General features: G+C 67.6%; 24 protein-coding genes. 12 read left to right on the top strand and 12 right to left on the bottom strand.

The annotated features are described in order from the left end of the window. The first annotated feature begins 236 nt into the window (after nt 1-236). Nucleotides 237-1,784, top strand: coding sequence for a hypothetical protein (locus SAZ01S_RS18255; protein WP_084583711.1), 1,548 nt, complete (start codon nt 237-239; stop codon nt 1,782-1,784). Here the strand turns inward: SAZ01S_RS18255 and SAZ01S_RS18250 are convergent. Genes SAZ01S_RS18250 through SAZ01S_RS18240 form a run of 3 tightly spaced genes read right to left on the bottom strand, consistent with a single transcriptional unit; the run spans nt 1,721 to nt 4,370 of the window. Continuing rightward, entirely contained in the window at nt 1,721-2,920 is a 1,200-nt protein-coding gene (locus SAZ01S_RS18250; RefSeq protein WP_084583710.1) for a glycosyltransferase, read from the bottom strand. The genes SAZ01S_RS18255 and SAZ01S_RS18250 overlap by 64 nt on opposite strands. Nucleotides 2,921-2,928: 8 nt before the next feature. Continuing rightward, on the bottom strand, nt 2,929-3,447 hold the full coding sequence (locus SAZ01S_RS18245; protein WP_084583709.1) for a DUF2141 domain-containing protein: 519 nt from the start codon (nt 3,445-3,447) through the stop codon (nt 2,929-2,931). Next, on the bottom strand, nt 3,444-4,370 hold the full coding sequence (locus SAZ01S_RS18240) for a hypothetical protein (protein ID WP_084583708.1): 927 nt from the start codon (nt 4,368-4,370) through the stop codon (nt 3,444-3,446). The genes SAZ01S_RS18245 and SAZ01S_RS18240 overlap by 4 nt, the downstream gene beginning before the upstream one ends. Before the next feature lie 227 nt (nt 4,371-4,597). Between SAZ01S_RS18240 and SAZ01S_RS18235 the strand changes: the two genes are divergently transcribed. Continuing rightward, entirely contained in the window at nt 4,598-5,653 is a 1,056-nt protein-coding gene (locus SAZ01S_RS18235; RefSeq protein WP_139810135.1) for a glycosyltransferase, read from the top strand. Here SAZ01S_RS18235 and SAZ01S_RS18230 read toward each other — a convergent pair. From SAZ01S_RS18230 to pyrE, 7 genes are all read right to left on the bottom strand, one after another. Then, nucleotides 5,638-7,704: a TonB-dependent receptor gene (locus SAZ01S_RS18230; RefSeq protein WP_084583732.1), complete on the bottom strand. Its 2,067-nt coding sequence runs from the start codon at nt 7,702-7,704 to the stop codon at nt 5,638-5,640. The two genes, SAZ01S_RS18235 and SAZ01S_RS18230, sit on opposite strands and share 16 nt — an antisense overlap. Next, nucleotides 7,697-8,338 carry a maleylacetoacetate isomerase gene (gene maiA / locus SAZ01S_RS18225; RefSeq protein ID WP_084583706.1) on the bottom strand — a complete coding sequence of 214 codons (642 nt, stop codon included), beginning with the start codon at nt 8,336-8,338 and terminating at the stop codon, nt 7,697-7,699. Before maiA ends, SAZ01S_RS18230 begins: the two co-directional genes overlap by 8 nt. A gap of 4 nt (nt 8,339-8,342) precedes the next feature. Further along, nucleotides 8,343-9,440: an AI-2E family transporter gene (locus SAZ01S_RS18220; protein ID WP_084583705.1), complete on the bottom strand. Its 1,098-nt coding sequence runs from the start codon at nt 9,438-9,440 to the stop codon at nt 8,343-8,345. Next, entirely contained in the window at nt 9,437-10,327 is an 891-nt protein-coding gene (lepB, locus tag SAZ01S_RS18215) for a signal peptidase I (protein WP_084583704.1), read from the bottom strand. Before lepB ends, SAZ01S_RS18220 begins: the two co-directional genes overlap by 4 nt. Continuing rightward, nucleotides 10,327-10,740, bottom strand: a complete 414-nt coding sequence (gene acpS / locus SAZ01S_RS18210; RefSeq protein ID WP_084583703.1) for a holo-ACP synthase — start codon at nt 10,738-10,740, stop codon at nt 10,327-10,329. The genes lepB and acpS overlap by 1 nt, the downstream gene beginning before the upstream one ends. Before the next feature lie 157 nt (nt 10,741-10,897). Next, on the bottom strand, nt 10,898-11,626 hold the full coding sequence (locus SAZ01S_RS18205; RefSeq protein ID WP_084583702.1) for a pyridoxine 5'-phosphate synthase: 729 nt from the start codon (nt 11,624-11,626) through the stop codon (nt 10,898-10,900). After that, on the bottom strand, nt 11,623-12,207 hold the full coding sequence (gene pyrE, locus SAZ01S_RS18200; RefSeq protein ID WP_084583701.1) for an orotate phosphoribosyltransferase: 585 nt from the start codon (nt 12,205-12,207) through the stop codon (nt 11,623-11,625). The genes SAZ01S_RS18205 and pyrE overlap by 4 nt, the downstream gene beginning before the upstream one ends. Nucleotides 12,208-12,377: 170 nt before the next feature. Here pyrE and coxB point away from each other — a divergent pair, with 170 nt between their 5' ends. From coxB to SAZ01S_RS18155, 10 genes are all read left to right on the top strand, one after another. Next, nucleotides 12,378-13,484, top strand: coding sequence for a cytochrome c oxidase subunit II (gene coxB, locus SAZ01S_RS18195; RefSeq protein ID WP_084583700.1), 1,107 nt, complete (start codon nt 12,378-12,380; stop codon nt 13,482-13,484). Nucleotides 13,485-13,487: 3 nt separating this feature from the next. Beyond that, nucleotides 13,488-15,146: a cytochrome c oxidase subunit I gene (ctaD, locus tag SAZ01S_RS18190; RefSeq protein WP_084583699.1), complete on the top strand. Its 1,659-nt coding sequence runs from the start codon at nt 13,488-13,490 to the stop codon at nt 15,144-15,146. 176 nt (nt 15,147-15,322) lie between these two features. After that, nucleotides 15,323-15,607 carry a hypothetical protein gene (locus SAZ01S_RS18185; protein WP_084583698.1) on the top strand — a complete coding sequence of 95 codons (285 nt, stop codon included), beginning with the start codon at nt 15,323-15,325 and terminating at the stop codon, nt 15,605-15,607. Between the two features lie 40 nt (nt 15,608-15,647). Continuing rightward, on the top strand, nt 15,648-16,553 hold the full coding sequence (locus SAZ01S_RS18180; protein WP_084583697.1) for a heme o synthase: 906 nt from the start codon (nt 15,648-15,650) through the stop codon (nt 16,551-16,553). Next, nucleotides 16,550-16,717, top strand: a complete 168-nt coding sequence (locus tag SAZ01S_RS24105; protein WP_167693206.1) for a cytochrome c oxidase system small membrane protein — start codon at nt 16,550-16,552, stop codon at nt 16,715-16,717. Before SAZ01S_RS18180 ends, SAZ01S_RS24105 begins: the two co-directional genes overlap by 4 nt. After that, nucleotides 16,714-17,253 (top strand): cytochrome c oxidase assembly protein, encoded by a 540-nt coding sequence (locus SAZ01S_RS18175; RefSeq protein WP_084583696.1) that lies wholly within the window; start codon nt 16,714-16,716, stop codon nt 17,251-17,253. The genes SAZ01S_RS24105 and SAZ01S_RS18175 overlap by 4 nt, the downstream gene beginning before the upstream one ends. A gap of 36 nt (nt 17,254-17,289) precedes the next feature. Beyond that, the gene (locus tag SAZ01S_RS18170) at nt 17,290-18,174 is read left to right on the top strand and encodes a cytochrome c oxidase subunit 3 (RefSeq protein WP_084583695.1); all 885 of its coding nucleotides are present in this window, start codon (nt 17,290-17,292) and stop codon (nt 18,172-18,174) included. A gap of 1 nt (nt 18,175) precedes the next feature. Then, nucleotides 18,176-18,577 carry a DUF983 domain-containing protein gene (locus tag SAZ01S_RS18165; protein WP_245824999.1) on the top strand — a complete coding sequence of 134 codons (402 nt, stop codon included), beginning with the start codon at nt 18,176-18,178 and terminating at the stop codon, nt 18,575-18,577. Between the two features lies 1 nt (nt 18,578). Further along, on the top strand, nt 18,579-19,211 hold the full coding sequence (locus SAZ01S_RS18160; protein ID WP_084583693.1) for an SURF1 family protein: 633 nt from the start codon (nt 18,579-18,581) through the stop codon (nt 19,209-19,211). Nucleotides 19,212-19,335: 124 nt separating this feature from the next. After that, nucleotides 19,336-19,854, top strand: a complete 519-nt coding sequence (locus SAZ01S_RS18155) for a DUF4844 domain-containing protein (RefSeq protein ID WP_084583692.1) — start codon at nt 19,336-19,338, stop codon at nt 19,852-19,854. Nucleotides 19,855-19,915: 61 nt separating this feature from the next. Here SAZ01S_RS18155 and trhO read toward each other — a convergent pair whose 3' ends face one another. Beyond that, a complete protein-coding gene (gene trhO / locus SAZ01S_RS18150; protein ID WP_084583691.1) occupies nt 19,916-20,887 on the bottom strand; it encodes an oxygen-dependent tRNA uridine(34) hydroxylase TrhO in 972 nt (323 codons plus the stop codon). A 205-nt stretch (nt 20,888-21,092) separates the two neighbouring features. After that, nucleotides 21,093-21,455, bottom strand: coding sequence for a HesB/IscA family protein (locus SAZ01S_RS18145; protein ID WP_084583690.1), 363 nt, complete (start codon nt 21,453-21,455; stop codon nt 21,093-21,095). Nucleotides 21,456-21,546 lie beyond the last annotated feature (91 nt).

The following is a 21,546-nucleotide window of genomic DNA, read 5'->3' as shown; positions in this document are numbered from 1 at the left end:
CCGTGCCTCTGCTTGGTGTCGGGTTCGTGACAGCCGCGCAAAGCTGGGCTAGGCAAATCGTCGAATCGACATTCGGGGCGTGAAAACTGGGGGCGCACCCTGTCGGACGGGAAGCCCGCCGGCAGCACGGAGACGAAGACGCACGTGAACGCATTCCGAATTGCCCCGGGCCTTGCCCGGCTGTCCCGCCGCAGCCGAGCGGCGCATCCTTCCATGGCGCGCGGCACCGCCAACTGATGGCGACGCGGATCGCAACGCTCGGCATTGCCGAGCCGAAAGCGGGGCTGGCAGCGGCTGCGGCGACCGTCCCGCGCTGGCTGGTGCTGGTGGCCGTGGCGGTGGCGGTGCGCGCTGCGACCTTCGGCAACCCGGTGGTGGCCGTCGACGAGCAATTCTACTGGGTCACCGCCCGCCGGATGCTGGACGGCGCGCTGCCGTTCGTCGACATCTGGGATCGCAAGCCGATCGGGCTGTTCCTGCTCTACGCTCCGGCCGCAGCGCTGGGCCTGCCCTGGGGCATCCTTGCGTACCAACTGATGGCGCTGGCCTGTGCGGTTTGCACCGCCGGTCTGATCGCGCGGATCGCCGATCGCGTCGGCTGGAGCGCCGGCGCGCTGCCCGCCGCGCTGCTCTACATCCTGATGCTGAACGTGGCGGACGGTCAGGGCGGCCAGGCGCCGGTATTCTACAATCTGCTGGTGATCGGGGCGGTGGCGCTGATGCTGCCGCGCGCCGACGATCGCGACGGCGATCCCGCCCGCGTCGGGCGCAACCTGCTGGCGATGCTGCTGGCCGGCCTCGCGCTGCAGGTGAAATACACCGTGCTGTTCGAAGGCCTGTTCCTCGGCCTGTGGCTGCTGCGGCGCGAGGCGATGCTCGGCGCCAGCTTCGTCCATATCGCCCGCCGCGGGCTCGGCTATGCCGGCGTGGCGATGCTGCCGACGCTGCTCGCGGGCGCGACCTATGCGAAGCTCGGGCATTTCGACGCCTGGTTCTACGCCAATTTCGGTTCGATCCTCGATCGCAAGAGCGATCCCTTCATCGATCTGGTAGGCGCGTTCTGCGAGGTGATGGTGCCGCTCGCGCCGCTGCTGGTGCTGAGCGGACTGGGCTGGGCGCGGCGCCAGCGGCATGGCGAGCTTTCCGATGCCGGCACGCTCCTGCTGGGCTGGCTGATCGCGGCGATGCTGGGGCTGATCGTGTTCGGCTCCTGGTTCCCGCATTATGCGCTGCCCGCGATGGTGCCCGCCAGCCTCGGCTGCGCAGCCTTCTTTGCGCACGACCGCATCGGCCGGCGCATCGTCGCCCCCGCGCTCCTCGGGATCGCGCTGATCGCCGGGACCGTTTGCGTATTTGCTGCCCAGGCCGCCCGCGGCAACGCCGCCCAGTTCGCCACGCTCGCCGACGCGATCGGCAAGGGGCGCGGCTGCCTCTATGTCCATTCGGGCGATTCGATGCTGTACGGCGCGACCGGCCGCTGCGCGCTGTCGCCATGGCTGTTCCCCAGCCACCTGTCCCGCCAGCGCGAGAACGGCGCACTCGGCGTCGACCAGATCGAGGAGGTCGACCGCATCTTTGCCCGGCACCCCGCCGTCGTCGTGATGCGTCCCCCGTTCCGCGGCGAGCGGCTGGCGGTGCGTGTCCGGGTGCAGCACTATCTGCATCGCCTAGGCTATACGATCCGCGGCACCTATCTGCTCGGCCGGGTGCCGATCACCGTCTATGCCGCGCCGGCGATTGCCGCCGCGGTGCCATTCCGCCGGGCGGCGAGCAGGCCGGCATAGCAGTCCATCAGCGCAGCGGCGTGATCGGCGTCGCTGCGTACCTTTGCCGCAGCCACCTGCGCGGCGTGGCGCAGCAGCGTCTGGTCGCGCGCGAACAGCCGGCGGATCGCATCGGCTGCCGACAGCGTATTACGCGCGGCATAGGTCTCCGCATAGAGCGGATCGGCGACCTCGGCGAACCCGCCCTCATCCGGTCCGATCAGCGGCAGGCCCGAGGCGAGCGCCTCCCACGCGACCAGTCCGAACGGCTCGGCATCGGAACCGTGGATCAGCGCGTCGCAGCTCGCCATGATGCGCGACAGCCGCAGACGATCGTACACCGGCCGGAAAATGCGGATATGCGGGCTTTCGGCGATCAGCCCCTCGAGCTGGTGGCGCTGCGGTCCGTCGCCGAGCAGCATCAGCCCCACCGGCAGGTCGTTGGCCGCCGCCTCGACCGCCTCGATCACCAGCGGCCAGCGCTTTTCCTTGTGGTGGCGGCCCAGCCCGAGCAGCAGGTGCCCCTCCGGCGGCAGGCCCAGCTGGGCGAGCAGCGAGACGCGCAGCTTCTCGTCGCGCAGCGCGGGCGAGAACCAGCCGCGGTCGATGCCGAGCGGCACCGACGCATCGACCTTCAGCCCGCGCCGCGCGAACCGCTTGGCCAGCGCCGGCCCGTTGGTGACGAACGCGTCATAGCTGGCGAGGAAGCGCGCCATGTAGCGAGTGTACCAGCCAAAGGCCTGCTCCACCTGGAGCGGCGTCGCCACGCTGTCGAGCCAGCGCTGCGGATAGGTGCCGACCAGATCGCCATGCGCGAAATAGACCTTGAGCGCGTCCCCCGGCCAGCGCGCGACCGTCCAGGCTGGCAGCCAGGGCGAGCTGTTCTCGACGATGTCGGGCTGGATCCGGTCGAGCGCGGCCCAGACCGGCTCGTCCTTGACGAAGATGCGGTAGTTGCGATCGAGCAGCAGCGGCGGTGCCTTGATCCAGTGGATCGCGCCCCCGCCCGGCCGCTCCTCGACGGCGTTCTCGGCCCCTGGGGCGACCACGATCAGTTCGTGCCCCAGATCCGCCATCAGGCCCATCTTGCGATCGAGATAGGTGCGCACCCCGCCGCCGGTAGGCGAGTAGAACTCGTTGACGTCGGCGATGCGCATAGGCCCCCTCAGTTGAGCGGGCCGAATCCTCCCAGCCCGCGCAGATACTGCGCTCGAATGTTCACGGTCGTCACTCCGTTCCCGACATGCACCAGCGCCTGACGCAATTTGGGACGGCTGCGGCCGAGCCGCTGGTTGGAGGGGAAGCCGGCACCGTCGGTCCAGAAATCGAACTTGTTCTTGCCGTCGCGGTCATGGGTGAACAGCACCGCATATTCGCCGGGCCCCGGCACGCGGATGCACATCACCACCGCGCCCGAAGGCGGCGTGTTGGCCCAGATGCGGCGGAAGGTCTTGCCTTCCTTCACCAGGTCCCGGTCGTCCTTGAGGAAATCCTCCTCGGTCGCCGGATAGAGTTCCAGCTTCAGCCGGCCGGTGCGGTCCTTCAAGCCGGTGATCTCGGCCTGGATGGCCGATCCCCGACCGCCGCTGCAGGCGCCGGCATCCTCGCCCAGCACCTGCGCCGAGGCCGGGTGGGCGGCCGTGGCGGCCAGCATCGTCGCGGCCAGAAAGGCGATGCGCTTCATGCTTTTTTCCTCGTGAGCAGTGCGTGCAGGCCGAAGCCCGCGATCAGGACCATATGGGCGACCAGCGAAAGGCCGGCGATGAGCGCCATCAACTCGGAAAGCGCCTCGCCCTGCCCGATCACCATGATCGCGAAGCTGGCGAACAGCAGTTCCTTGTTCGGCACCAGCGGCAGACGCCAGGCGAGCAGCCGCCCGGCCGACAGCAGCAGCCAGATGCCGATCGAGACCTGCGGCATCGCGAAATGCCAGGCAAAGGCGATCAGCACCGAGCTGGTGATGATGCGGACGCAGTGGATGCCGAACACCCACCACAGCTGGCCGCGCGGCAGCGAGAAGACGCGCTTGGAAAATACCAGGAACGGCAGCGACATCGCGAAGATCACCGCGATCGAGCCCATCAGCGTGTTGAACTCGGCGGGCTTCAGCAGGTCGATGCCGAACGGCAGCGCCATCGCCACCACCGCCAGCGTCATCGCGTTGCCGGCGATCGCCGAGAGGATCGTCACGTCCTTCACCGCGCCGAACGGCGCTGCCACCATCTGGGTGCGCTGGCGTGCCCAGGCGTAGAAATAGGCCTCGCCCGAATAGCCGAGCAGCACTTCGTTTGCGATCCGCTTCTTGTGGAGCGCGATCATGCCATCGATCGGAATCCGCCACAGCTTGCGGAAGATGATGTAGTCGAAGGTCGGCGAGCCGAGATAATAGAGTACGAAGACGAGGTAGAAGAGCGGATTGGTGGGCATCGCCCGCGCCAGCCCGGCCAGGCCGCCGCCGAACAGCTCGCGGCCCAGCCCCACCACCATCAGCAGCGTGAGACCCGCGCCCAGCCACATCGGCCAGCGGCGCTTGATCTTCTCGACGGGCTCGAGCCCCGCAAGATCGGGTGCAGCGGGAATCGCGGCTTCGATCACGCGCGGGGTCATCGAAGCCTCTCCAACCTGCCTGTTCAATCCGTCCAAAAGCGCCACCGCCAAAACCGAAACAATCTCTCACTTCCCGCGTTTCGGCGTCTCCCGTATCTCGGGCACGTCGCGCGACGTTGGGTCTTTCCCAACACATTGCGGTTTATTCCGGCAGCGATTTGGGCTTTAGAAAGGCAAACCGCAAGTAGATGCTATACCGGTCGCCCCCCTCCACGCCACTCCATGTGATGGCGTTCGCAGAAACGCTGCAGGGCGGCGGCGTCGAACGCGCACTGCTGCGCATGGCGGCGGGATGGCTCGAAAGGGGACACCGGGTGACGCTGGTGCTGGGCGCCTGCGAGGGGCCGCTCGCCGCCGAACTGCCGCCCGGCATCGAGCTGATCGAGCTCGGCAGCCCGCATTATCCGATCCTGCTGCGGATGCCCGGCAAGGTTCGCAGCGTGGATCCGGACATCCTGTTCTGCCCCGGCAACTATTATACCGCCGTCAGCGCCGTCATCCGGCTGCGACTCGGCCGCGCCTGCCCGCCGATCGTCGCCAAGGTCTCGAACGCGCTGGTGCGGCCGGAAATGTGGCGGTTCGTCGCCTGGGGCTATAATCGCTGGCTGCGCTGGCATCCCTGGTTCCTCGATCATATCGTGGCGATGACTCCCGCGATGGCGCGCGAGGCGATCACTGAAATGGCGATCCCCCAGGAGCGGGTGAGCGTGATCGCCAACCCGCCCGCCGAACGCATCCACGATGCGGCGCCGATCGCGCTGCCGGCGGGCCGCTATATCGTCGGCGTCGGCCGGCTCGAGCCGCAGAAGCGCTGGGACCGGCTGATCGACGCGTTGCCGCGGCTGGCCGATCGCTCGGTCCAGCTGCTGTTGCTGGGCGAGGGCAGCGCGCGGGCGTCGCTGGCGGCGCAGGTGGCGCGGATGGGGCTCGGCGACCGGGTGCGCATGCCCGGCCATGTCAGCGATCCGCTGCCAGCGCTGAAGGGGGCGACGGTCGCGGCGCTGACCTCCGACTTCGAAGGCGTGCCCGGGGTGATCCGCGAGGCGCTGTCACAGGGCACGCCGGTCGTTGCCACCGAGGCGAGCGTCGCGGTGCGCGAGCTGATCGATTCGCCCGCGCTCGGCTCCGTTGTCGCCCGCGAGGACGGCGACGCGCTGGTCGCCGCGCTCGAGCATTGGCTTGCGCCCGGTCGCGCGCGCCCGGTACCGCGCGACGACGCGGGGGACCCGGTCGGCGACTATCTCGCGCTGTTCAGCAGGCTCGCCCGTCAGCGCATCGCGTAGCGCAGGCCGATCCACAGCGTGCGCGGCGTCGCGCGCTCGATGACATTGCCGCCGCTGATCCCTGCCTGCACCACTTCATCGAACAGATTCTCGGCCCGGCCCTCGATCCGCAGCGCCCTGGTCAGCGGCACGCCGAGCGTGGCGTCGACGGTCCATGCCGAATCGAGCCGGGCGCTATTCTGATCGTCCTCGAACCGTGCGCCGGCATAGCGGGCGGTCACCGAAGCGTTGGCCAGGGCGGCGCGCCAGGCGAGCGTCGCCGAGCCCTGGAAGCGCGGGGTCTGGGCAGGGCGCAGCCCGTCGAGCGTCGCTGCCGCGCCCGAGGCGTGAACACGGCTATCGGCATAGGCCCAGGATCCCGCGAGGCTCCAGGCGCCGAGCGTCCACCGCCCGTCCAGCTCGATCCCCTTGGCCTCGACCGCGTCGAGATTCTGCCGCTGGCGATAGGCGCCCGCCGCCGAGACGAAGCCGACCCCGGGGAAGGTGCCCGGCCCCCGCGCCAGCGTGACATTGGCGATCGCGCCGTCGAGCCAGTTCCAATAGCCGGTAGCGCGGAACACCAGATCGGGCAGCGGGCGCAGGTCGACGCCGACTTCGCCGCCCCACAGCCGCTCGGGATCGAGGCCCGGGTTGGCCGCCGTCGCATCGGCACCCGCGCGGAACGGGCGGTAGAGCTCGTTGAGCGTCGGCAGCCGCCAGCCGCGATAGCCGGCGGCGCGGAGCGTCACCGGGCCGAGCGCATAGGCGGCACCCAGGCGTCCGGTCGGCTCCCAGCCATGGCGATTGCTGTACCGCGTGTCGGTCAGCACCGGACCGGCGGCGAGCGGCGCCTCGAACAGGCTGCCGTCATAGATCGTCCAATGATCGAGCCGCCCGCCGGCATCGAGCGTCCAGCCGCCGCTGTTGTAGCTGGCATTGGCGAAACCACCCGTCGTGAGGCTGGCGCCCCCGGCAATGCGCCGCCGCGTCGGGCTGGTGCCGACAAAGGTATAGAGCTCCCGCGTCTCGCCCGAGACGCGGCGCAGGTCGCCGCCGAGCCGCAGCGTGACGCCGCCGCCCACCGGCGGGGCGACCTCGATCCGGCCGCCGACGCCGGTCGCGGGGACTGCCTGCTGCACGACCGGGCTCACCGTATCGCGCGCGGCGGAGATGCTGGCAAAGCCGCTGTCGAACTGGCGCACTTGCAGATAGCCTAGCGCGGACCAGCCCCATTCGCCCTTCTGCCCGTTACCGCGGTGGACGAGGCGCACGCTCGCGTCCGCGCCCTTGCTCAGCACGTCGGTGAAGGCGGTGCCGCGGTCGCGCTGGTCGGTAAAGCCGGAGAGATTGGTCTGGAGCTCGGTGCCGCCCCCGACATCCGCCACGCCGCGCACGGCGACGCTCGCCTGCTCATAAGGCGCGGCACGATCGACGCGGCCGGGGTGCACGATCGGCACGAAGCCGTCGCTGCGGCCATATTGCCCGGCGACGGTGAAGAAGCCGCTGCGGACCGGCACCGCGGCGACGGCGCTCGCGTCGACGCTGTCGCGGCTGCCATAGAAACCGGCGACGTTCAGCCGACCCAGTTCGGCGGGGCTGCCGCTCTCCAGCTCGACCGTCCCGGCCAGCGCACCCGGCCCGGCAAAGCCACTGCCGCCGCCGCGCGTCACCCGCACACCGGCGAGCCGCCCTGGCATGTACGCCGGAAACGGCACCCACCCGCCGAACGGATCGGTCTGCGGCACGCCGTCGAGCAGCAGCAGCGCGCGGCTCGAGGCGTTGCCGCCCAGCCCGCGCAGCGTGATCCCCTGGCTGGTCGGGTGCGCCGAGGTGGAGGTCGAGCGGCGGAACTGCGCGAGTCCGGCGACATCGGCGAGCACGTCCTCGATTCGGTTGCTGGCGGTGTCGGCCAGCCGCGCGCGGTCGATCGTCACCACGTCATAGGCGGCGTCGCCCGGCGGCAGGTCGAGCCCGCGGCCGGTGACAATGATTTCGGCGGGCGCGCCATCCTGCGCGCAGGCCGGCGCCGCCACGCACAGCGCCGCTGCGGCGCACCCCAGTTTTTCAAGCATGCGGCGCGACGGCATCCGGATGGGCGGCGACAAAGGCCGGATGGTCGAGCGCAGCCGCTTCTGCGCGCAGCAGGAGCGGATAGGCGTCCAGCGGCACGGCGAAGCGCCGGGCGTTGAACAGTTGCGGGACCAGGAAGCAGTCGGAGATATCGGGTGCGGCACCGCCGAGGAACGGGCCACCGCCACCCGAGTTGCGCGCCATCGTCTCCAGTGCCGAGAATCCTTCGGTCATCCAATGCGCGGTCCAGGCCGATCGTGCCGCGGCATCGGCGCCGATCCCATGCTCCAGATGGCGCATCACCCGCAGATTGTTGATCGGATGCACGTCCATCCCGATCACCATCGCCCGGGCGAGCGCGTCGGCGCGCGCATCGGGATCGGTGGGGACCAGCCGCGGTTCGGGGTAGCGCGCGTCGAGCCAATCGAGGATCGCCAGGCTCTGGGTGAACACGCGGCCGTCCGCCTCCAGCGCCGGCACCAGCCCCTGCGGGTTGCGCGCGAGATGGTCGGGGCTGCGCTGGGCGTTCTCGAGCAGTGGCACCTCGTGCCGCACATAGTCCACGCCCTTGAGGTTGAGCGCGATCCGTACCCGGTACCCGGCCGAGGAGCGGAAATAGTCGTGCAGCACCAGCATCCGCTCAGCCCTCGTCCGCGTCCTCGTCGTCCTTGGGCTTCTTGCCGTTGAGCCGCGCATTGCTTTCCAGCGCGACCTTGATCATCGCCACCATGGGATCGGCCAGCGCCAGTCCGAGCACCCCGAACAGCGTGCCGGCGAGGATCTGCGAGGAGAGCGTCAGCGCCGGCGGCAGGTCGACGGTGCGCTTGGCGACCATCGGGATCACGACATAGCCGTCGAAATTCTGCACGGCGAAGTAGATGATGATCGCCCAGACGCCGGTCTCCTGCCCCGCGCTGAAGCCCACCGCCGCCATCAGCACGCCCGAGATGATCGCGCCGACATTGGGGATGAAGGCGAGCACGCCGGTGATGATGCCGAGCAGCAGCGCCATCGGGACCCCGGCGACGCTGAGCAGGATCCAGGTCAGCACGCCCTCGAACGCCATGCCGAGCAGCCGCCCGGCGAGCAGCCGCCGCATCGTCGTCGCCATGCCGCCCAGCATGTGGGCGAAGGCGTGGCGCTGGTCGAGCGGTACCATCCATTGCAGCCCGCGCTCGTAGATGCGCGGCTCGAGCGCGATGAACAGGCCGAGGATCAGGATCATGATCATGCTGGTCACCGCGCCGATCGCGGTGCCCACGGCGCTGGTCAGCTTGCCCACCGAGCCCAGCGCCTCGCGCAGCATGCCGTTGATGTCCGAGCGGCCGGGCATCAGCCCCATGTCGGAGGCCCAGCGCGCGACGCGGTTGGCCTGCGCCTCCAGCGTGGTGCGCAGCTGCTCGGCCTGATCCGAGATCTGCACGCCGGTGCGGTAGAAAACGAGGCCGAAAAAGCCGAAGACGAGGATCAGCACCAGGCCGATGCGCAAGCCGCGCGGGATCGGCAGCACCTTGCCGAGCAGTCGCGCGCCGCCATCGAGCATCGAGGCGAAGACGAGGCCTGCGAAGATGATCAGCAGCGGCTGGATCAGCAGCACGATCAGCGCGATGCCCACCGCCATGCCCAGCCAGACGGCGGCCTTCTTGAACTCGGCGCGGGTGGCGGGATCGCGAAACTCGTTCGGGCCCGGCTCGCGCACGACGCGGACGTGCGCGGATTCCAGCGGATCGTTGCTCATTGTTCCTCGTGGGTGGGGTGCAGCGAAATGCCGAACCGATCCCCGCGGAAACCCGTGAACCAGGTCAACGGGTTCCAGGTCGACGAACCGTCGCGCGAAAAAGTGATGAATTCGGCGCGCCCGCCGATATTCTCCCACGGCACCGGCCCACCCAACCCGTTCTGTTCTAAAGTAAAACGGCTGTCGGCGCTGTTGTCGCGATTGTCGCCCATCAGGAACACATGGTCCTTGGGCACCACGGTGGGCGGAAAATTGTCGCCGGCAGAATCGCCCAGGTCGGCGATGTCGTAGCTGGCGCCGTTCGGCAGCGTCTCGCGGAACAGCGTCAGGCTGCAATAGGCCTTGCCCTGGTGGACGACGCGGCGACCGTCGTAGAAGATCGATCCGCCGCGCTCGGGATCGGGATCGCAGCGGGTGTTGCCGTCGATCGGCACCAGGCGTTCGCCGAGGGGCTCGCGCGGCACGGCCTTGCCGTTGAGCCAGACCACCCCGTCGCGCACCGCGATGGTATCACCGGGCAGGCCGATCACGCGCTTGATATAGTCGGTGCTGTGCTGCGGCGGGGTGACGATGACGATGTCGCCGCGCTCGGGCAGCCGGCCCAGGATACGGCCGGGGATCGGGGGCAGCAGGTGGAAGGTCGGCGTGACGAAGGAATAGCCGTAGGGATATTTGCTGACGATCAGCTGGTCGCCCACCCGCAGCGTCGGCAGCATCGATTCCGAGGGGATGTAGAAGGGCTTGGCGATCAGGCTGTGAAAGGCGAGCACGCCGAGGACCAGCCAGACGATGCCGCGCAGTTCGGCCCACCAATCGGTGCCCTGCCTTGTGGCGCTCTGGCGTCGCTCGCTCCGCTTGCTGCTCAACGCCAGTTCGTCCGCCCCCATCACATATCCTTTTCCGCCGGCACGGCCTCGATCATCACCATCGCGAACGCCCAGGGCATGTCGTCCGTGAGCGTCAGGTGCACCTTGGCCACGTGTCCCGCTGGCGTCATGGCGTCAAGTCTCGCCTTGGCCCCGCCGGTCAGCGCGAGCGTGGGTGCGCCGGACGGTGCATTAACCACGCCGATATCCTTCATGAACACGCCCCGGCTGAACCCGGTTCCGACCGCCTTAGAAAATGCCTCCTTGGCCGCAAAGCGCTTGGCGAGGGTGGCGGCGTAATTGTGCGGGCGCTTGGCGGCCTTGGCGAGTTCCAGCTCGGTGAACACGCGCTGCTCGAAGCGCTGGCCATAGCGGTCGAGCGAGTTCTGGATCCGCTCGATATTGCACAGGTCCGAACCCAAGCCGAGGATCATGCGTCCCTCTCCCGCCTGCGGGAGAGGGAGGGAGCCGCCGCAGGCGGCGGAAGGGTGAGGGTGTGTGGGAGCCACGAAATCGCTGACCCGAAGGCGCCCGACTCACCCTCACCCCGGCCCTCTCCCGCAAGCGGGAGAGGGAGAAGCCGGGCAAGCCTCACCGCGCCGAGTCCATCAGCGCGCGCATCCGCTGCACCACCGGCGCGAGGCCGTCGAAGATCGCCTCGCCGATCAGGAAATGGCCGATGTTGAGTTCCATCACCTGCGGGATCGCGGCGATCGGCACGACGTTGTCGAAGGTCAGGCCATGGCCGGCATGCGGCTCGATGCCGTTGCGCGCAGCGAGCGCCGCCGCGTCGGACAGGCGCTTCAGCTCCGCCGCGAGATCCGCGCCCGTCAGTTCGGCATAGCGGCCGGTGTGCAGCTCGACCACCGGCGCGCCGAGCCGGATCGCCGCATCGATCTGGCGCGCCTCGGGCTCGATGAACAGCGAGACGCGGCTGCCATTGTCGCGCAGCTTGGCGACCATCGGCGCCAGCAGGTCAAACATGCCCGCCGCGTCGAGCCCGCCCTCGGTGGTGCGTTCCTCGCGCTTCTCGGGCACGATGCAGACCGCGTGCGGGCGGTGCTTGAGCGCGATCGCGAGCATTTCCTCGGTCGCCGCCATTTCGAGGTTGAGCGGCACCGTCAGCTCGGCGACCAGCCGCGCGATATCGGAATCGGTGATGTGCCGGCGATCCTCGCGCAGATGCGCGGTGATGCCGTCCGCCCCCGCTTCCGCCGCAAGCAACGCTGCGCGCACAGGGTCCGGATAGCCGCTGCCGCGCGCGTTTCGCACGGTCGCGACATGGTCGATATTGACCCCGAGGCGCAGCCTGCCGGTCATGCGGTGATCGCCCGGCTCCCCGGCTTGATCGCCGGGATCGCCGCCAGCTCGGGGGGCAACTGGTCGGCCGGATACGCCGGCACGTCGAGCTTGGTCAGCGAGATCAGCGGCACGCCGACATCGGCCTTGCCGTTCGAGCGGTCGACGATGCACGCCGCACCCACCAGCGTGCCGGGATGCTTGCGGATCGCCGCGATGCACTCGCGCGAGGAAAGCCCGGTGGTGACGATGTCCTCGACCATCACCACGCGCGCGCCTTCGGGGATCTCGAAGCTCCGGCGCAGCTGGAACTCGCCGTCCTCGCGCTCGACGAACACCGCCTTGCAGCCGAGCGCGCGCGCCGTCTCATAGCCGGGGATGATCCCGCCGATCGCGGGCGAGACGACGATGTCGACCTGCCCGAACGTCTCGCGAATCAGCTTGCCGAGCGCACCGCACACCCGCTCGGTGCGGACCGGATCCTCAAAGATCCGCATCTTCTGGAGAAATACGGGAGAGCGCAAACCCGAAGACAGGATAAAATGCCCCTCAAGCAACGCGCCTGCGTCGCGAAATTCGTCGAGGATGGCGTCTCCGGTCAATGTCTGGGCTCCTGAAGTCAACGGTGGAACGATCCTTTAAGTGGCGGGGGCAGCCTCCGCAACCGCACGCGAAAAAGGTTGAGCATAGCCTTTTCCCAGCTATACCTTTGGTTCAAAGGGCCGCTAGGATGCCCTGGTTGTGCGTTCCTGGAGAGGGGTGACAACACCATATGCGCAGTTTCTTGGTACCGTCGATCCTGCTGGCCGCTGGGCTGGCCTTCGCTTCTCCCGGAACGGCGCAACCCGCCGCGGCGGCTGCACCTGCGCCTGCCGCCGCCGCACCGGCGGCCCCCGCCGCGAAGGCCGCGGACCCGACTCTCGATGCTACCGGCAAACCGCTGCATCAGGCCACGCCGGGCGTCGGCGAGCCTGTCGACAAGGCGTTCTACCTGCAGCAGCAGGTAACGCCCACCGGCAAGGAAGCGCACGACTTCCACAACTATATCCTGGTGCCACTGATCACGATCATCTCGGCGTTTGTGCTGCTGCTGCTGCTGTGGGTAATCATCCGCTATCGTCGCGCCGCGAACCCGACGCCGTCGCGCACCAGCCACAATACTGCGATCGAGATCCTCTGGACGCTGGCGCCCGTGCTGATCCTGGTCGCGATCGCGATCCCCTCGATCAAGCTGCTTGCCGCGCAGTTCAAGCCGGCCCCCAAGGGCGCGGTGACGCTGAAGGCGATCGGCAACCAGTGGTTCTGGTCGTACGAATATCCGGACAACGGCAACATTCAGCTGACCGCCAACATGCTCAAGGAAGAGGGGCAGGTCGGCAAGGGCCAGCGCTATCGCACCGATGCCGACGGCCCCCGCCTGCTCGCCACCGACCAGCGCGTGGTGCTGCCGGTGGGTGTGCCGATCCGCCTCGTCACCACCGCGACCGACGTGATCCACAGCTGGGCGATGCCCGCCTTCTGGATCAAGCTCGACGCGATTCCCGGCCGCCTCAACGAGACGAGCTTCGTCATCCAGAAGGAAGGCGTGTATTTCGGCCAGTGCTCCGAACTGTGCGGCGCGCGCCACGCCTATATGCCGATCGCGGTCGAAGCGGTGAGCCCCGCCAAGTTCGCGCAATGGGTCGCCTCGAAGGGCGGCACCATGCCGGGCGCCAAGGCCGAGCCGGCAAGCACCACCGCCATCGGCAACGATGCGACCGACGCCACCGCCAACGGCGCGGTGGAAGCCGCCCCCACTGTCGACGCCACCGCCACCCCGGCACCGTCCAACAAGCCTGCGACCGCGAACCCCGCCGGCGCCGGCAACACGGGCAACTGAGCCATGACCGATACCGCGCTCCCCTATACCGCCGCGCACGACCATGCGCATGGCGACCATGACGCCGATCACAAGCCCAGCTTTTTCGCGCGCTGGTTCATGTCGACCAACCACAAGGACATCGGCACGCTCTACCTGATCTTCGCGATCTTCGCGGGGATCATCGGCGGCGCGATCTCGGGCATCATGCGTGCCGAGCTGATGCAGCCGGGCATCCAGTACCTGCCCTGGTGGGTCGCCAAGCTGCACGGCGAAGGCACGTTCGACGAGGCGATGCACTTCTGGAACGTGCTGATCACCGCGCACGGCCTGATCATGGTGTTCTTCATGGTGATGCCGGCGATGATCGGCGGCTTCGGCAACTGGTTCGTGCCGATCATGATCGGCGCGCCGGACATGGCCTTCCCGCGGATGAACAACATCTCGTTCTGGCTGACCGTGGCCGGGTTCATCCTGCTGATGCTTTCGCCCTTCGTGGGCGTGGGTGCCGGCACCGGCTGGACCGTCTATGCGCCGCTCTCCACCTATGGCGAGCCGGGGCCGTCGGTCGATTTCGCGATCTTCTCGCTCCATCTGGCGGGCGCGGCGTCGATCCTCGGCGCGATCAACTTCATCACCACGATCTTCAACATGCGCGCGCCGGGCATGACGCTGCACAAGATGCCGCTGTTCGCCTGGTCGGTGCTGGTCACCGCCTTCCTGCTGCTGCTCGCCCTGCCGGTGCTGGCGGCGGCGATCACCATGCTGATCACCGATCGCAACTTCGGCACCGCCTTCTACGATCCGCAATATGGCGGCGACCCGGTGCTCTACCAGCATCTCTTCTGGTTCTTCGGCCACCCCGAAGTGTACATCATGATCCTGCCGGGCTTCGGCATCATCAGCCACATCATCGCGACGTTCAGCCGCAAGCCGGTGTTCGGCTATCTCGGCATGGCCTATGCGATGGTGGCGATCGGGCTGGTCGGCTTCGTCGTCTGGGCGCACCACATGTTCACCACCGGGCTGCCGGTGCAGGTGAAGATGTACTTCACCGCCGCCACCATGGTGATCGCAGTGCCGACCGGCGTGAAGATCTTCTCCTGGATCGCGACGATGTGGGGCGGCTCGATCAGCTTCAAGACCCCGATGGTCTGGGCGATCGGCTTCATCTTCATGTTCACCGTCGGTGGCGTGACCGGCGTCGTCCTCGCCAATGGCGGCGTCGACGACTATATGCAGGACACCTATTACGTCGTCGCCCACTTCCACTATGTGCTGTCGCTGGGCGCGGTGTTCAGCCTGTTCGCGGGCTTCTACTACTGGTTCCCGAAGATGACGGGGAAGATGTACAGCGAGCTGCTCGGCCATGTGCACTTCTGGGTGTTCTTCATCGGCGTGAACCTGCTGTTCTTCCCGATGCACTTCCTGGGCCTGCAGGGCATGCCGCGCCGTATCCCCGACTATACGGACCAATATGCCTATTGGAACCACATGGCGACGGTCGGCTATATGGTGATGGCGGCGGGCATGGCGGTGTTCTTCGTGAACATCATCTATGCGCTGCTCGCCGGCAAGAAGGCGGAAGCCAATCCCTGGGGCGAAGGCGCGACCACGCTCGAATGGACGCTGCCGAGCCCCCCGCCCTTCCACCAGTTCGAGACGCTGCCCAAGATCGACTGAGCCGATCCGGTCGTAAAAACAGAAGCCTCGGAGGGATACTTCCGAGGCTTCTGTTTTTGGTTGACCGCGGCGCTGCCGCTATGCGCATGAAGTTGGTAACCGGCACATGCTATGGTCGGCCCCGGAGTCGATGCTCGCGCGTTCTGAGCGAGACGCCTACCCTTGGAGACCACCCCATGCGCACGCCCTATGCCGACTGGATGAAGATCGGCCTCGATAGCTGGATGCTGGGCATGGAGGCTTCCACGGTGATCGGCCTGCGCCTTACCAAGCTCGCCGCCGGCGGTCCCGCTGCATCTGCCGAGGCGCAGCGCATGGTCGCCGAGAAGATGCAGGCCGCCTGGGAACTGCAGGTCGCCGCCGCCACCGGCCGGCTGGGCAGCACGCCCCACGCCCAAGCGAGCAAGGCACTGAAGCATTATCGGCGCAAGGTGCGGGCTAACGCCAAGCGACTCGGCTGACCTCTTTCGCCTGCCCGAGCCGCGCCGTATAGCGGGAGCGATGATGTCCGTGACCAACGCCAATCCCGCACTGCCCGCCGATTGGCGCGATTTCCTTGCCCTCACCAAGCCGCGGGTGATGACGCTGGTCGTCTTCACCGGGCTGTGCGGCATGCTGGCCGCACCCGTGCAGATCCACCCGGTGCTCGGCTTCACCGCAATTCTGTGCATCGCGCTCGGCGCGGGTGCGGCAGGGGCGCTCAACCAGTGGTATGAGGCCGATCTCGACGCCAAGATGAAGCGGACCCAGGGCCGGCCGCTGCCCGCCGGCCGGATGGAGCGGCAATCGGCGCTGCACTTCGGGGTGTGGCTCGCCGCGTTCAGCCTGTTCCTGATGTATGTGGCGATCAACCTGGTCGCGACGCTGATTCTCGCGGTCTCGATCCTGTTCTACGTGTTCGTCTACACGATCTGGCTCAAGCGCCGGACGCCGCAGAACATCGTGATCGGCGGCGCTGCCGGCGCCTTTCCGCCGCTGATCGGCTGGGCGGCGGCGACGGGCAGCGTCGCGACGCTGCCGCTGCTGCTGTTCGCGCTGATCTTCCTGTGGACGCCGCCGCATTTCTGGGCGCTCGCGCTGTTCGTGAAGACCGATTACGCCAATGCCGGCGTGCCGATGCTGCCGGTCGTCGCCGGCGAACGCACCACGCGGATCCAGATCGGCCTCTACACGCTGCCGATGATCGCTGCCGCCGCTGCGCCCTGGCCGCTGGGACTCACCGGCATGCTCTACGGCCTCACCGCCGCGGTGATGTCAGGCATCTTCCTCGCCATGGCGGTGCAGGTCGCCACCCGCCGCAGCGCGCCGGAAGACCGTATGATCCCGGAAAAGCGCCTGTTCAAATTCTCGATATTGTATCTGTTCGTGCTATTTGGTGCGCTCGTGATCGACAGGTGGATCGGATGAACGATTCCCGCGGAGAGGATGGTAACCGCATGCCGGCATCGGAGCTGGAACTGATTCGCGCCCGCCAACGGGCTCGCGCCCGGGTTATGGCGCTGCTGCTCGGCGGATTCGTGGTGCTGGTGTTCGCGATTTCGATCGTGAAGATGAAGCTGGCCCACGGATGAGGATCAGCCGCAACCTGCGCGTCGGCCTGATGGGTGCCGTGCTGGTGTGCGGCATGACCGGGCTCGGCTTCGCCGCGGTGCCGCTCTACCGAATCTTCTGCGAGGCGACCGGCCTCAACGGCACCACCCAGCGCGGCCTGCGCGCGCCCGGCGCCACGGGCCAGAAGATCACGATCGCCTTCGACAGCAATGTCAGCCCCAAGCTGCCCTGGAAGTTCGCCCCCGAGCGCCGATCGGACACGATCGACATCGGCGGCCGCGACATGGCGTTCTTCACCGCCACCAACACCTCGAACCGACCGCTTACCGGCACCGCGACGTTCAACGTCACGCCGGCGCAGGTCGGCAAATATTTCACCAAGATCCAGTGCTTTTGCTTCACCCAGCAGACGCTGCAGCCGGGCGAGACCGTCCGCATGCCGGTGATCTTCTTCGTCGACCCGAAAATTCTCAATGATCCCGACGCGCGCGACGTCGAGGAGATCACCTTGTCCTATACATTTTATCCAGTGGATTCGCCGAAGACACCAAGCTAGCATCGCGCAAAATAGAGAGAGGATTGGGATACGCCCATGGCTGGAGCAAAGAACCACCAGTACCATATCCTGCCGCCGAGCATCTGGCCGCTCCTCGGCTCGCTCGGCGCGGTGATCCTCGCCTCGGGCGCCGTTTTGTGGATGCACAAATACCCGAACGGCACGCTGGTACTCACCACCGGCTTCGCGCTGGTGCTGCTCACCATGTTCGGCTGGTGGGGCAAGGTAATCCAGGAGGCGCATGCCGGCGATCACACCCCGATCGTCCAGCTTCATCTGCGCTATGGCATGATCCTGTTCATCGCCTCCGAGGTGATGTTCTTCGTCGGCTGGTTCTGGGCTTGGTTCGACTTCTCGCTCTTCCCCTCCACGGTCGAGGCGGTCGGCGGCACCTGGCCGCCCAAGGGCATGGAAGTGCTCGACGCGTGGCAGTTCCCGCTGCTCAACACGCTGATCCTGCTCTGCTCGGGCTGCACCGTCACCTGGGCGCACCACGGGCTGATCCACAATGAGCGCGGCGGCGAACTGCGCGGGCTCTGGGGCCTGATCGGCGTCGGCGAGAATGACAGCGTGAAGAAGGGCCTGTGGCTCACGGTGATCCTGGGCATTACCTTCAGCTGCTTCCAGGCCTATGAGTATATGGAGGCGCCGTTCCCCTTCAAGGCGGCGGCGGAGCATGGATCGAGCTATGGCGGCGCCTTCTTCATGGCGACGGGCTTTCACGGCTTCCACGTGATCGTCGGCACGATCTTCCTGATCGTGAACCTGGTGCGCGCCTATCGCGGCGACTTCACCCCCCGCCAGCATTTCGGCTTCGAGGCGGCGGCCTGGTACTGGCACTTTGTCGACGTTGTCTGGCTGTTCCTGTTCGCGTCGATCTATGTCTGGGGCGGTTGGGGCGCGCCGGTCCACGCCGGCTGACGTGACCGGGACCACACCCGATCCCGCCGGGGGCGGCAGTGCCACGCTGCCGCCCCCGATCGCATCCGGCCTTTATGGCTGCTGCCCGCGCTGCGGCGCCAGGACGCTGTTCCGCAGCGTCACCGCCTTTGCCGATCGCTGCCCGGCCTGCGGGCTGCGATTCTCCGACTTCAACGTCGGCGACGGGCCGGTGGTATTCCTGACGCTCGGCATCGGCGCGCTGGTGACGATCCTGGCGCTGTGGCTGGAGTTCAGCGTCTCGCCGCCCTTCTGGGTGCATCTGCTGCTCTGGCCGCCGGTGACGCTGGCGATGGTGATGGGGGCGCTGCGCGTGGCCAAGGGGCTGTTGCTCGCGCTGGAGTATCGCAACCGTGCCCATGAGGGCCGGATCGCCAAGGACTGAGATGCGTCGGCTGCCGCTGCTCCCCACCCTGCTGGTCGGCCTCGCGGTGGCGGCGATGCTCGCGCTCGGCTTCTGGCAGCTCGACCGGCGGAGCCAGAAGCAGAGCGCGCTGGCGATGTTCGCCGCCAACACGCTGCAGCCGACGATCACCATCGAGAGCGGCGCGGCCGATGCCTCGCTGCTGTTCCGCCATGCGCGCAGCACCTGCCAGTCGGTCGCCGGCTGGGCGCGGCAGGGCGGGCGCGGGGTGAAGGGCCTGCAAGGATGGCGACAGATCGCCACCTGCCGCACCCATGCGGGCGCCACGCTGCTGGTCGACATGGGGGTGACCCGCGACCCGATGTTCCGCCCGCACTGGCCCGGCGGGGTGGTGACCGGCACCCTCACCCGCGCACCGGACCATCGCCCGCTGATCGCGAGCCTCTTCGACGGCACGCCCCAGCCGCTGATGCTGGTCTCCGACCAGGCCGCGCCGGGGCTGGAGCCGAGCACCCCGCCGGACATCGCCAGCGTACCCAACAACCACCTCGCCTATGCGGTGCAGTGGTTCCTGTTCGCCGGGGTGGCGGTGATCATCTATGTGCTTGCGCTGCGGTTGCGGGCGCGGGGAGCGCCGCAGCCGGGGTTGCGGTAAGATACCAGCTTCCGGAACGGACCGGCCATTGGCGCCGCGATCTCGGCTGTCCCATGTCGATCGTCACACGCAGGGATAAGCGAAAGTGGTTGATGGCGGTGACAGGTGGCGCCATGCTTCACCGATGCGCACGTTCCTTGTCTTTGTCGCGATCGGTCTGTCGGCGCTCGTCCTGCTGGGTTGGTGGAAGTACGACAGTCAATTTCCCAAACCATCGCAGGAGACCGTGCTGCTGGACGCCGGCAAGCGGGCCACGCTGGAGCGCCTCCGCAAGGAGCATAAGTTCGAGCCGTATGATTATCCGCCCCTCGGCTACACAGGTATTGCAACACCCGAGGACGGCGTGACCGCGCGACTGGCGGTCAACAACGTGATCGATGCCATCTTGGAACAGAAAGACGGGCCAATTTCCGCCACCAAAGTATCCGCGCTGATCGGCCAAGCGATCGATCGCGTCAGCATGCTTGAAACAGAAGATCGGGATCGCACGAGCGATTACATGGTGGAGATCTGGTATCTGCTTGGCTTCAAGGGTGCCACGGGGCAGTTCGCCTACGGAGCATCCTTCAAACTACCTGAAGGCTATGGCGAGCCCTTGCCGCCTGGGTGGAAATCCCCACGAGAACCTCGCCCGATCGGCTGACGGTAACATCAGCAATGGGTGTCTAGTCGATGCGCCCGAATGCACCGCCGAGTCGCTCCGGTCAGTCGCTGCTGTCCACCGGATATACTTTCCCCACATGCGGCTCGCCGCGCGTCGCGGCGAAGCTCTCCTGCCGGTGGCGCTCCCGGTAGCGTTCGCGGTCCGCATCGGTGCGCTCGTCATAGCAAGCCGCGCAACTGACCCCCGCCTCGTAGTGCGGCGAGCGGCGGTCCTCGACGCTCACCGGGCGGCGGCAGGCGTGGCAGAGTTCGTAGCTGCCCGGCGCCAGGCCATGGCCGACCGTCACCCGCTGGTCGAACACGAAGCATTCGCCGTCCCACAGGCTCTCCGCCTCGGGCACTTTCTCCAGATAGTTGAGGATGCCGCCCTTGAGGTGGAACACCGCCTCGATGCCCTCGGACTTGAGGAACGCCGTCGACTTCTCGCAGCGGATGCCGCCGGTGCAGAACATCGCCACCTTGGGCGGCGTCTCGCCGCGCCCCAGCAGTTCCTCGCGGTGGGCGCGGAACCAGTCGGGGAAGTCGCGGAAGCTCCTGGTATGCGGGTCGATCGCGCCGCGGAAGGTACCGGCGGCGACCTCGTAATCGTTGCGCGTGTCGATCACGATCGTATTCGGATCCGCGATCAGCGCGTTCCACTCCTCGGGCGCGACATAGGTGCCGACGCTCGCCAGCGGATCGATGTCCGGCTGGCCCATCGTCACGATCTCGCGCTTGAGGCGTACCTTCATCCGATAGAAGGGCTGCGCGGCGGCGCGGGAATATTTCACGTCGAGCCCGGCGCAGCCCGGCAGCGCGCGGATATGGTCGACCACCGCCGCGATGGCCTCGTCGCTGCCCGCGATCGTGCCGTTGATCCCTTCGCGCGCGAGCAGCAGCGTGCCCTTCACGCCTTGCGAACAGCAGAGCTTCGCCAGCGGGCCCTGCAGCGCCGCCGGATCGTCGAACCGGGTAAATTGGTAGAGCGCCGCCACACGGATCGGCAGCGCGGCAGTGTCCGCAGTCTGAGTCATTTCGGCGGCTGTACTCCAGCCGGCAGGTTTATACCAAGGATCGTTGATGCGGGTCCCCTCGCCCCAAGCTGTCATCCCGGCGGAAGCCGGGATCCATTTGCCACTCGGCCCGAGAAAGAGCGACGACGGGGGCCCCAATGGACCCCGGCTTCCGCCGGGGTGACGAGAGGGGAACATGCGGGCCTTCTCCGCTTGCGAGCTGGGCTCAGACCATGAAGCTTTCGCCGCAGCCGCAGGTGCCCTTGGCATTGGGGTTGGTGAACACGAAGCCGGCGGTGAAATCGTCCTCCACCCAGTCCATCGTCGAGCCGATCAGGTAGAGCACCGAGGCGCCGTCGACGAAGAAGGTGCCGCCGGGCGTTTCGATCCGCTCGTCCAGCGGCTTGGCCTCGCTGACGTAATCGACCGAATAGGCCAGCCCCGAGCAACCCCGGCGCGGGGTGGAGAGCTTGACGCCGACCGTGCCTTCCGGCGCCTTCGCCATCAGCGCGGCGATGCGCGCCTCGGCGGCGGGGGTGAGAAGCAGCGCGGCGGGGCGCTGGCGGGGGGGGGTGGTCACGGTGGTCATCGTCTCTTCCTGCCTTCTTAAGCCCCTCCCCTTCAGGGGAGGGGTTGGGGTGGGGGACTCTCCACGAGCGCTGGACTCGCGGATCGGTCAG

Origin of the sequence: Sphingomonas azotifigens NBRC 15497, assembly GCF_002091475.1 — a bacterium.
GTDB classification, from domain to species: domain Bacteria; phylum Pseudomonadota; class Alphaproteobacteria; order Sphingomonadales; family Sphingomonadaceae; genus Sphingomonas; species Sphingomonas azotifigens.
Note: the sequence above shows the minus strand (reverse complement) of the source record. Positions and strands in the feature narration are given on the sequence as shown.

Coding starts and splice junctions, on each gene's coding strand:
- SAZ01S_RS18230 (WP_084583732.1), bottom strand. CDS start 7,704: ATGCTTGAAAAACTGGGGTGCGCCGCAGCGGCGCTGTGCGTGGCGGCG.
- SAZ01S_RS18205 (WP_084583702.1), bottom strand. CDS start 11,626: ATGACCGGCAGGCTGCGCCTCGGGGTCAATATCGACCATGTCGCGACC.
- lepB (WP_084583704.1), bottom strand. CDS start 10,327: ATGGGGGCGGACGAACTGGCGTTGAGCAGCAAGCGGAGCGAGCGACGC.
- SAZ01S_RS18235 (WP_139810135.1), top strand. CDS start 4,598: ATGGCGTTCGCAGAAACGCTGCAGGGCGGCGGCGTCGAACGCGCACTG.
- SAZ01S_RS24105 (WP_167693206.1), top strand. CDS start 16,550: ATGAACGATTCCCGCGGAGAGGATGGTAACCGCATGCCGGCATCGGAG.
- SAZ01S_RS18185 (WP_084583698.1), top strand. CDS start 15,323: ATGCGCACGCCCTATGCCGACTGGATGAAGATCGGCCTCGATAGCTGG.
- SAZ01S_RS18145 (WP_084583690.1), bottom strand. CDS start 21,455: ATGACCACCGTGACCACCCCCCCCCGCCAGCGCCCCGCCGCGCTGCTT.
- SAZ01S_RS18180 (WP_084583697.1), top strand. CDS start 15,648: ATGATGTCCGTGACCAACGCCAATCCCGCACTGCCCGCCGATTGGCGC.
- SAZ01S_RS18245 (WP_084583709.1), bottom strand. CDS start 3,447: ATGAAGCGCATCGCCTTTCTGGCCGCGACGATGCTGGCCGCCACGGCC.
- coxB (WP_084583700.1), top strand. CDS start 12,378: ATGCGCAGTTTCTTGGTACCGTCGATCCTGCTGGCCGCTGGGCTGGCC.
- SAZ01S_RS18240 (WP_084583708.1), bottom strand. CDS start 4,370: ATGACCCCGCGCGTGATCGAAGCCGCGATTCCCGCTGCACCCGATCTT.
- SAZ01S_RS18155 (WP_084583692.1), top strand. CDS start 19,336: ATGCGCACGTTCCTTGTCTTTGTCGCGATCGGTCTGTCGGCGCTCGTC.
- SAZ01S_RS18250 (WP_084583710.1), bottom strand. CDS start 2,920: ATGCGCATCGCCGACGTCAACGAGTTCTACTCGCCTACCGGCGGCGGG.
- SAZ01S_RS18255 (WP_084583711.1), top strand. CDS start 237: ATGGCGACGCGGATCGCAACGCTCGGCATTGCCGAGCCGAAAGCGGGG.
- SAZ01S_RS18160 (WP_084583693.1), top strand. CDS start 18,579: ATGCGTCGGCTGCCGCTGCTCCCCACCCTGCTGGTCGGCCTCGCGGTG.
- SAZ01S_RS18170 (WP_084583695.1), top strand. CDS start 17,290: ATGGCTGGAGCAAAGAACCACCAGTACCATATCCTGCCGCCGAGCATC.
- SAZ01S_RS18220 (WP_084583705.1), bottom strand. CDS start 9,440: ATGAGCAACGATCCGCTGGAATCCGCGCACGTCCGCGTCGTGCGCGAG.
- maiA (WP_084583706.1), bottom strand. CDS start 8,338: ATGCTGGTGCTGCACGACTATTTCCGCTCCTCGGCCGGGTACCGGGTA.
- ctaD (WP_084583699.1), top strand. CDS start 13,488: ATGACCGATACCGCGCTCCCCTATACCGCCGCGCACGACCATGCGCAT.
- SAZ01S_RS18175 (WP_084583696.1), top strand. CDS start 16,714: ATGAGGATCAGCCGCAACCTGCGCGTCGGCCTGATGGGTGCCGTGCTG.
- trhO (WP_084583691.1), bottom strand. CDS start 20,887: ATGACTCAGACTGCGGACACTGCCGCGCTGCCGATCCGTGTGGCGGCG.
- acpS (WP_084583703.1), bottom strand. CDS start 10,740: ATGATCCTCGGCTTGGGTTCGGACCTGTGCAATATCGAGCGGATCCAG.